The sequence below is a fragment of the Kitasatospora putterlickiae genome (assembly GCF_039527695.1).
Lineage (GTDB): Bacteria > Actinomycetota > Actinomycetes > Streptomycetales > Streptomycetaceae > Kitasatospora > Kitasatospora putterlickiae.
Window position 1 is genome coordinate 3,267 of the sequence record NZ_BAAAKJ010000193.1, and the last position, 8,941, is coordinate 12,207.

The window sequence follows — 8,941 nt, forward strand, 5'->3', positions numbered from 1 at the left end:
CCCACCTGGCCGCCGCCGTCGACCGCCGCGCCTCCGCCGACCGCACGGCCGCCCCCGCCGACCGCCCGCCGGCCGAGGCGCTGCTGCGCCTGCTGACCGGCGCGTGGACCACCCAGGCCCTCGCCGCGTTCGCCCGCCTGCGCCTGCCCGAGGCCCTGGCCGACGGCGCGGCCCCGCCCACCGCCACCCTCGCCGGCCGCACCGGCACCCACCCCCGCGCCCTGGCCACCCTGCTGCGCTACCTCGCGATGCTCGGTGTGGTCGCGCCCGAGGGCGAGGGCCACCGCCTCACCGCCCTCGGCGCCCTGCTGCGCGAGGACGCCCCGGGCTCGATGCGCCCGCTGGCCCTGCTGTACGGCGGCCCCTTCTACCGCTCCTTCGGCGAACTCGACCACACCGTCCGCACCGGCGAGCCCGCCTTCGACCACCTGTTCGGCGAGAACCACTTCGACCACTTCGCCCGCGACCCCGGGCTCGCCGACCTCTTCGACCGCTCCATGGCGGCGAGCGCCCGGATGTTCGACCCCGTCCCCGCCCACCCGGTCCTCACCGCCGCGGCCCGGTCACCGGCCGGCGCCACCGTCGTCGACGTCGCCGGCGGCAACGGCGAACTCCTCGCCCGCGTCCTCACCGCCCACCCCCGCCTGCGCGGCGTCCTGCTGGAACGCCCGCACGCCGTCGAGGCGGGNNNNTGGCGGCGCCGGGCTGCGCCGACCGCTGCGAGTTCCGCGCCGGTGACTTCGCCGACGTCCCCGAGGGCGGCGACGTCTACCTGCTCTCCCGGGTGCTGCACGACTGGCCCGACCGGCGCTGCCGCGAGATCCTGCGCCACTGCGCCCGCGCGATGCCCGCCCACGCCGACCTGCTCGTCCTCGAACGCCTGCTGCCCGCCGACGGCTCGCCCTCCCTGGCCACCGCCTGGGACCTCCACATGATGTGCAACGTCGGCGGCCGCGAACGCCGCGCCGACCACTACGCCGCCCTGCTCGCCGCCGCCGGCCTCGACCTCCTCGGCCACGCCCCGCTCCCGCTCGACGCCGCCCTCCTGCACGCCCGCGCCTCCGCCACGCCGCGCGATCGCGCAGGTCAGCAGGGGGGTGGTGACGCTCCGAACGCCGGGTGACCAGGAGAATGGTGCGGACAGTCCCCCCGGATGTACAGAGAAAGCGAAACCCCTACATGGATCTCGTTCCCTGCGCACGATCAGCCGCATCCCGGCGGGACAGCCAATGAGGAAGTCGCCGGCGAGTTCGGCGATCCAGGCGCCGTCGCGGACTTGGCCGTCGGGTTCGACCGCCGAGGTCCAGGCCGAGGCCGGAACCTGCAGAACGGCGTGGTGGACGGCGTCGGTGATCGTCATCCCGACCGAGTAGGGCAGCCACCGGCCCCGCGCGACAAGCCAGTTCAGGAAGTCGTGGGTCCCGTCGGCGGCTGGCTGGTGAAAGCCCGAGGCTAGTCGGTACGCGGCGCCGATCGCTCCTGCAGACGGACGTCGAGGCGCCGCGGGTGCATGATCGCGGCGCGCGGAGAGGGGCGCAGATCGGCACAGGGTTCAGGAGTCAGCTGCCAGCGTCCGGCGAGGGTCGCCAGGGCCAGCTCGGTGAAGACCGTGCCGACCTGGTTGCCGATGCACAGGTGGGCGCCGCCGCCGAAGGGGACGTACGCCCCGCGGGGCAGGCCGCGTTCGTAGTCCGGAGTCCAGCGGTCGGGGCGGAAGTCGTCGGGGTGGTCGAACACCGCCGGGTTCCGGTGGACCATGTAGGGGCAGAACATGAGGGTCGAGCCGCGCGGCACCAGGGTGCCGGCGACCTCGACGTCTGTGGCGGCGACCCGGGTGGTCATCCACGCCGGGGGGTAGAGCCGCAGGGTCTCCTTGACGACCCGCCGGGTGAGGGTGAGCCGGGGCAGGTCCTCCCAGCGGGCGGTGCGGCCGCCGAGCACCCGGTCGGCTTCCGCGTGGAGCCGGCGTTCGACGTCGGGGTGCCGGGCGAGGAGGACGACCGCCCAGGCGAGGGCGGCGGGGCTGGTCTCCGAGCCGGCGATGAGCAGGCCCGCGCAGTGCTCCCGGCGTTCGGTGTCGGTGAGGCCGTGCGCGGTCATCAGCGCGTTCAGGGCGTCGCCGGGCCCGGTGCCGGCGGCCCGGCGGCGGGCCACGACCTGGTCCATCGCGCCGGCCAGGACCGTGTGGGCCCGGTCGAAGCGGCGGCCCGCGGTGAACAGCAGCCGGTCGAGCCGCAGCGGGGAGGCGGCCCGCAGGTAGATGCCGCGCATGACCTCCGAGATCGCCCGCCGCAGTTCTTCGACAGAGGCGGTGGCCGTGTGCGTGCCGAACATCGCCGCCATGGTCGACGAGAGGCTCATCTCGTAGAGCGCCGGGGTGAGTTCGATGCCGCGCCCGTGGGTCCACTCCGCGGTGACCGCGGTGACCGCCTTCCCCACGGCCTCCGCGTACACCTCCAGGCGCTCGGTACGGAAGGCCGGCTGGAGCATCCTGCGCTGGGCGCGGTGCCGGGCGTGGGGGCAGGTGCTCAAACTGTCGCCGAGGACGTCGCGGAGCCGTTCGTAGACGGGGCCGCCCCGGTCGAACGTCCGGTCCTCGACCAGGAGGCGGTGGACGAGTTCGGGGTGGCAGGGGACGAAGACCCGTGCCAGGCCGATCCGCATCTCCACGAGGTCGCCGTGCCGGGGCAGCGACGCCATCCAGCCCAGGGGGTCGCGCAGCAGGGCCGCGGCGTGGCCCAGCAGCGGCAGGCCGCCGGGGGCCGTGCCCGCCCGGAAGCCGTCCTCACAGGTCTGTCGCCGTCCTGCGGCGGGCCGCGTTCCCATGGGGCCTCCCCGTGTTCGTCCTTGCCGGGCCGCGGCGGCCCGTCGCAAGGAGCGGCCGTGCTGCCGTCCGACTCCAACTCCACGGTCGGCGAGGAGAGGGCACCGCAGCAGCCGACGGGGCGGGACGGGGTGTCTCGCTCCCAGTCCGTGTCTCGCCCCTGTCCTTCCCGTGGCACAGCGGCCGTGCCGCCAGGTCTGTACCGTCCGTCGCCGCCGGCATCACCGCGGACCCGGCCCTCGCCGTCACCGTCTGTTAGGAGGCACCCGTCCGGCACTGGGCAGGTCGGACGGGGCCTCGACGGCGGTTCAACACCTCTTGGAATTCAACAGCTCCGGGTCGGTGGAGCCCTTAAAGGCCTTCAGGCGAGGTCTTTGACTGGTGAGGCGAAAGACGCGGCCGCAACCGCGAGCCGCAGCGGGTGCGCTCGCCCCGTATTCCGTGGCGGAACACGGAACCGCCCCGTTGCACAGGGAGGTGCAGTGAGCAAGGATCTGGAGAGCTTCGACACCACCACGACCTACCGGACCGTGTCGAAGGACTATGCCGTCGCCGCCGAGGAGTTCTGGGGGTTCATCTCCGACGAGACGATCGCCCACCTCGATCTTCGGGCCGGCCTGCGGGTGCTGGACCTCTGTTGCGGTCCGGGACCGATGACCCTGCGCCTGGCCGAGCGCGTCGGGTCCGGTGGCTGCGTGGAAGCCGTCGACGTGCTCGAGGAGATGCGCACGCTCACCCGGGAGCGGGCCGCACAGCGCGGTTTCGCCCACGTCATCGTGCGGGAGGGCGACATCGACGCGCTCCCCGAGGGCGACGCCTCCTTCGACATCGTCAACTGCTCGCTCGGCCTCTACTTCGCCCGGGACATGGCGCGCAGCCTCGCCTCGTTCTGGTCGTACGTCCGCCCCGGCGGGACCCTCGCGGTCACCACCATCGGCCCGCGCCTGTTCGACCCGGTCAGACCCGTCTTCTTCGAGGCCTGCGAGGCCGAGCTCCCGGGAGTGGGAACCTACCTGCCCTGGACCCGCACCGACGACCCGGACGTCGTCCTCTCCCTGTTCGAGCAGGCCGGGATCCCCGGTGCGGTGGTCAGCACGGACAGGCGAGCCATCCGCCTGGCCTCCCCGCAGGCCTGGTGGCCGATCGTGCACGGCAGCGGCCTGCGGCAACTGCAGGAGGAACTGGGCGAGGCCGCAGGGGACCGTGTCCGACGCCGGTGCGAGGCGTGGATCGAGCAGAACGGCGTCACCGGGATCAACGTCGAGACGCTGCGCCTGATCGCGACCAAGCCCCGGTGAGCACGCGAACGAGCCGGGGCCGCGTCCCCGGAGAAGCGGGAGAGGCCCATGACTGACCGGACCGACATCGGGCAGGTGGTCATCACGGTGATCACGGAAGTACTCCAGGAGGAGGGGGTCAGCTCCCCCGAGGTGAACGGCGGGGACAGCCTGACCGCGATCGGCGTCAGTTCCCTGGTGTTCGCGCGCGTGACGATCGACCTGGAGGACCAGCTGGGCGTGGACCCCTTCGGCGGAGGCCTGCCCACGGGCACCGTCCGGACCGTCGACGACCTGGTCGAGGCCTACGTCGTGGCGACGGGTGAGAAGGGCCGGTCATGAAGCTCCACCGGGACGTGCTGACTCCGCAGATGAAGCAGTACGACGACTTCGACAACCGCGGCCACACCCGCTACCTGCCGTACCTGATGTACTTCAACCACGCCGATTACCGGTCCGACGTGCTGAACACCGACCGATTCGGCTTCCGCTACACCCACAGCGGCGACGGCCGTGTCTCGCCCGGCGACGACCTGGGTCCCGGTCCGATCCGCCTATTCGTCGGCAGTTCGGTCGCGCTCGGCATCGGCGCCACGAGCGACGCCACGACCATCCCCTCCTACCTGTCGTCCCGCTACGCACCCGCGGCCCCATGGCTCAACTTCAGCGGACGCAGCTACAACTCCGTCCAGGAGCTGATGCTGATGCTGCTGCACCGCCACCTGCTGCCGCCAGTCGACGAGATCGTCATCCTCTCCGGTGTCAACAACCTGCTGCTGTCTCGGCTGCCCGACGCGCACCAGGGCGAGCACGGGGCGTTCTTCTACTGCAACGAGTACTTCGAGCTGATGGAGCAGTTGCGGCTGCGGTACCGGCGCCCGGGCCGCCGGCTCTGGAACCGGGGTGACCGTGCGCAGGACCATGTCCCGGTGACCCGGCCCCGCTCGGGCCAGACCTACGACCTCGCCCACCTCATCGACCGGGCGACCGCCCTGACGGATCGCCACCTCGGTAGCTGGCGAGTCCTCGCCGAGGCCGCCGGCGCGCGCCTGTCCTACGTGCTGACCCCGTTGGCGCCCTGGGTCCGTGACCGGCCCTCGCCGGAGGAGGCCCTCCTCTTCAAGGAACTGGACAAGCTGTCCGACCTCGGCGTCCCCCTGGACGAGATGTTCGGCGAGATCAGCACCCTCGACGCCGGCCGGCAGTACGGGCAGGCCCTGCGGGCCGTCTGCGAGAAGCAGGACGTGCGCTTCCTTGAGATAGCGCCGCTGATCGCGGCGGCGACCACCTCCGAGGACTGGCTGTTCGTCGACCGGGGGCACTTCACCGACCGGGGCAGTGACGTCTTCGCCAGGATCCTGGCGGAACAGTTCGACTTCTCATGAGAGAGAGGCCCCACCCATGCGCTTCGTCCGGATGATCAGAGCCCGGTGGCGGCGCCGCAAGGCCCGCCGCAGGAACGACGGCTCGGTCTACCCCATGTTCTGAGTTCCCGTCCGAAAGGAAGCGTCGCGGATGCGTACCACGGAGGTCGCAACCGAGGCACCGGCGCCGCACGGCGCCGCGTGTCGATCCCTCTACTCGCAGGTCACCAACCCGGAACAGTTCTTCCCGGACGACGGATCGTGCGACGCCATCCGCGGTGAACTGCGCGGACTCCTCCCTGCGGACGCCGCGCGTCACGATCTTGCGGAACTGCGGTCCGAAGTCGCCTGCTGGGCGTCCAGCGAGCGCCACGAATACCTGCGCCTGCCGTGCGGCGAAGGTGAAACGGCCGAGGCCATGGCGCGCCGCGTCGCCCTGGCCTGCGCGCCGCTCGCCGTGCGAGCGGGGGCCTGGCTCCAATGGCTGAGCGCGCCTGGGAACGGGGACCGCCCGCACACCCTGCGCGTGCTCGGCCTGTACGCGGCCGACGTCGGCGTCGGCCATCCACGGGCTTCCCGGGGAGACGCCTACGTGGCGTGGCTACGTGGTGCCCGGGTGTCGGAGTACGCGGAGCCGGCCTCGCGCCTGTCCCTGGACCGCAGGATCGCCGACCGTCACTTCTACCTCCCCGCCCTGCTGCTCGCCATGAGCCGGCGACCTGGGGACTTCGAACCGGAGATCCTCGGCGCCGACCTGTGCCTGCGCACCATCGGGGAGCTGCCGCCGCTCGCCCTGGCACGGGCGGTGCTGCCCCACGGCCCGGAGCCGGCAGGGAGGACCGATGGCCCCGGCCCCCGGCCGTCGCAGGCCCCGGGGGCGCAGCCTGGGCCGCGACCGGCCGACGACGAGCCCGGCTGGCTCACCGTGCGCGAGTATCTGCGGACGGATCCGGGCGCCGCCCGTCGCGTCCTGGATGGTTTCGGGTGGGCGTGGGGGGCGCTGCGGCGCTGGAGCGGCGATCTGCGGGCCGAACTGCGGGCGGTCGACGATCCCGCCCACGAGATGGCCGAGCTGCTGCGCTCGCGGGCACGGGAGGGTGCGGTCTACCACGACCGCGTCGTGCTCGGCGGTCGCCCGCTCTCCCAGTGGCTGCGGGAGTGCCGGCAGGACGCCTCCGCGTTCCTGGCGGTCCTGGCCGCCAGCGACCTGGTGCGCCCGGGCGACTCCGACCGCAGCCGCCTGGTGAACGGGCTGGTGCTTCAGCGGGGTCCGATGTTCCGGATCTTCGCGCCGGAGGATCTGCGAGTGATCCGCCGTTGGATCGACGGGCTGCCGGCCGACCGCAGCGTGCCCGATCCCGGCCGGGTCGCCGCTCCGATCGACACCTATCCCGTTCCCGCCCTGTTCGGGGCGCGCCCGACGAGGCCCGGTTCCCCCGCCTCACCTGCCGCCACGGCTGCCGCATCCCTCACCGACACCTCCGGTCCGGCGGACCTGAGAGCCGCCTACCGCGCCCTCCAGAACCGCACGGACACCCCAGGGCTGCGATGGTTCGCCCAGGACCACGTGCGTGGCCGACTGGAACGGGCCCGGCGCGCCGACGGCCGAGATCCGGGCGGGCTGCCTCGCCGGTGGACCCCGGAGGGGATCCGCCCCTGGTTGCTGGACCAACACGACCGGCACCACGCCGACTTCGAAATGTCCTCGCGCGACCCCTTGCCCTCCAAGGAGAGGCTGATCGAATCCACGATCCAGCTCGCACCGCTGACCCTGATCGACGGCGCATGGCTCCAGGGCTTCACCGACTACGGGCTCGCCTCGTCGGAACACGGGCACTTTCTCTTCCAGACGTACTGGGACGAGTTGGGGAACGGTGCGGCGAGCCTGAACCATCCGCTGATCTACCGGGAGGGCCTGGCCGAGATGGGCGTGCATCTTCCGCCGACCGCTTCCGAGGAGTTCGCCCGGTGGCCCGGCTTCGAGGACAGCTCCTTCGAACTGCCTGTCCACTGGCTCGGCATCGGGCGGTACCCGCGGACCTTCACGCCCGAGATCCTGGGCCTGAACCTGGCCATGGAGCTCTCCGGTGTCGGCGGCGGCTATCGGCGGGCGCACCTCGCACTGCGCGAGTACGGCTTCAGCACGAGGTTCGTCGACATCCACAACACCATCGACAACGTGGCCACCGGGCACTCGGCCTGGGCCGCCGACGCGATCGACGCGTACCTCTCCTCGGTCCCCGGCGCCCAGGAACAGCAGGCGGCCTGGGACCGTGTCAGGGCCGGATTCCGCTCGCTCGACCTGCCCGCGGAAGCCCGGGGGCCGGGAAGACCGACCGGGGCCCGCCGGCTGGGCAGCGTGCTCCAGTCGAAGCTCCCGGGACGCGGCCGGCGGCACGGGGGAGCGGGGACATGAGCGAACTGGTCCTGGGGATATCGGCGTTCTACCACGACAGCGCCGCCGTGCTGGTCGCCGACGGGGTGCCGGTCGCGGCCGCGCAGGAGGAGCGGTTCAGCCGCAGGCGGCACGACCCGGCCTTCCCCGCCCAGGCGGTCCGCTACTGCCTGCGCGAGGCGGGGGCCGGGCTCGGAGACATCGCGGCCATCGCGTACTACGAGGACCCGGCCCTGAAGTTCCGCCGGGTCCTGGCCACTCTCGGCGGCACGGTCCCCTTCGGGTTCCGGTCCTTCTACGACACCGTGCCGTCGTGGCTGTCCTGGAAGCGCCGGGCGGACGCGGTCGTCCGTGAACGGCTGGCGCAGCTCGGGGACGGTCCGGCACCGGAGGTCGTCTGCCGCGAGCACCACGAGTCGCACGCCGCTTCGGCCTTCCTGCCCAGTCCGTACGCGTCCGCAGCGGTGCTGTGCGTGGACGGCGTCGGAGATTGGGCCACCACCACGATCTGGCACGGTCGCGACGCCGGGCTGCGGAAGGTCGCGGAGCTGCGGTTCCCCCACTCACTGGGACTGCTCTACTCCGCCTTCACGTACTTCTGCGGTTTCAAGGTGGACTCCGGCGAGTACAAGCTGATGGGGCTCGCGCCCTACGGCTCGCCCCGCTACGCGGACCTGATCCGCGACAGGCTGATCGACGTCAAGCCGGACGGCTCCTTCCGGTTGGACCTGCGGTTCTTCCGCTACCTGCACGGCCGGGTGATGACGGGCCGGGCCTTCGCCTCACTCTTCGGCGGTGACCGTCGACTCCCCGAGCAGCCGCTCACCGAGCGCGAGTTCGACCTCGCGGCGTCCGTCCAGCAGGTTCTGGAGGAGGTGCTCCTGCGCCTCGCCCGCAGCGCGCGCGAGGCGACGGGCGAGCGGCGCCTGTGCCTGGCCGGCGGGGTGGCGCTCAATTGCGTGGCCAATGGGGCGCTCACCCGGTCCGGAATCTTCGACGACCTCTGGGTCCAGCCGGCGGCCGGCGACGCGGGCGGGGCGCTGGGGGCGGCCCTGTCTGTCGCCGTGGAACGCGGGGCGCC

7 protein-coding genes and 2 pseudogenes are annotated in these 8,941 nt (G+C 72.6%); 7 read left to right on the plus strand and 2 right to left on the minus strand.

All coding sequences use genetic code 11. The annotated features are described in order from the left end of the window. Positions 1-143 precede the first annotated feature (143 nt). Positions 144-629: pseudogene (locus ABD308_RS39735) on the plus strand (methyltransferase); the annotation flags it as partial. Positions 630-691: 62 nt separating this feature from the next. Continuing rightward, complete coding sequence (locus ABD308_RS19285) at positions 692-1,123, plus strand: methyltransferase (RefSeq protein WP_344336260.1); 432 nt, start codon at positions 692-694, stop codon at positions 1,121-1,123. A gap of 56 nt (positions 1,124-1,179) precedes the next feature. Here ABD308_RS19285 and ABD308_RS19290 read toward each other — a convergent pair. Next, positions 1,180-1,432, minus strand: a pseudogene (locus tag ABD308_RS19290) (IS1380 family transposase); the annotation flags it as partial. A 20-nt stretch (positions 1,433-1,452) separates the two neighbouring features. Next, entirely contained in the window at positions 1,453-2,826 is a 1,374-nt protein-coding gene (locus ABD308_RS19295; protein ID WP_344336184.1) for a cytochrome P450, read from the minus strand. Between the two features lie 480 nt (positions 2,827-3,306). Between ABD308_RS19295 and ABD308_RS19300 the strand changes: the two genes are divergently transcribed. The 5 genes from ABD308_RS19300 to ABD308_RS19320 form a co-directional block, all read left to right on the plus strand. Next, entirely contained in the window at positions 3,307-4,122 is an 816-nt protein-coding gene (locus tag ABD308_RS19300) for a class I SAM-dependent methyltransferase (RefSeq protein ID WP_344336187.1), read from the plus strand. A 48-nt stretch (positions 4,123-4,170) separates the two neighbouring features. Continuing rightward, complete coding sequence (locus ABD308_RS19305) at positions 4,171-4,443, plus strand: acyl carrier protein (RefSeq protein WP_344336190.1); 273 nt, start codon at positions 4,171-4,173, stop codon at positions 4,441-4,443. Further along, positions 4,440-5,486: an SGNH/GDSL hydrolase family protein gene (locus ABD308_RS19310; RefSeq protein WP_344336192.1), complete on the plus strand. Its 1,047-nt coding sequence runs from the start codon at positions 4,440-4,442 to the stop codon at positions 5,484-5,486. Before ABD308_RS19305 ends, ABD308_RS19310 begins: the two co-directional genes overlap by 4 nt. Positions 5,487-5,616: 130 nt before the next feature. After that, positions 5,617-7,881 carry an iron-containing redox enzyme family protein gene (locus tag ABD308_RS19315; protein ID WP_344336194.1) on the plus strand — a complete coding sequence of 755 codons (2,265 nt, stop codon included), beginning with the start codon at positions 5,617-5,619 and terminating at the stop codon, positions 7,879-7,881. Next, positions 7,878-8,941, plus strand: a 1,064-nt coding sequence (locus tag ABD308_RS19320; RefSeq protein WP_344336196.1) for a carbamoyltransferase family protein, incomplete at its 3' end; no start/stop codon positions are given. The genes ABD308_RS19315 and ABD308_RS19320, both read left to right, overlap by 4 nt.

What these genes read in the sequence shown, in the direction of transcription:
- ABD308_RS19295 (WP_344336184.1), bottom strand. Translation starts at nt 2,826, where the DNA reads ATGGGAACGCGGCCCGCCGCAGGACGGCGACAGACCTGTGAGGACGGC.
- ABD308_RS19305 (WP_344336190.1), top strand. Translation starts at nt 4,171, where the DNA reads ATGACTGACCGGACCGACATCGGGCAGGTGGTCATCACGGTGATCACG.
- ABD308_RS19310 (WP_344336192.1), top strand. Translation starts at nt 4,440, where the DNA reads ATGAAGCTCCACCGGGACGTGCTGACTCCGCAGATGAAGCAGTACGAC.
- ABD308_RS19315 (WP_344336194.1), top strand. Translation starts at nt 5,617, where the DNA reads ATGCGTACCACGGAGGTCGCAACCGAGGCACCGGCGCCGCACGGCGCC.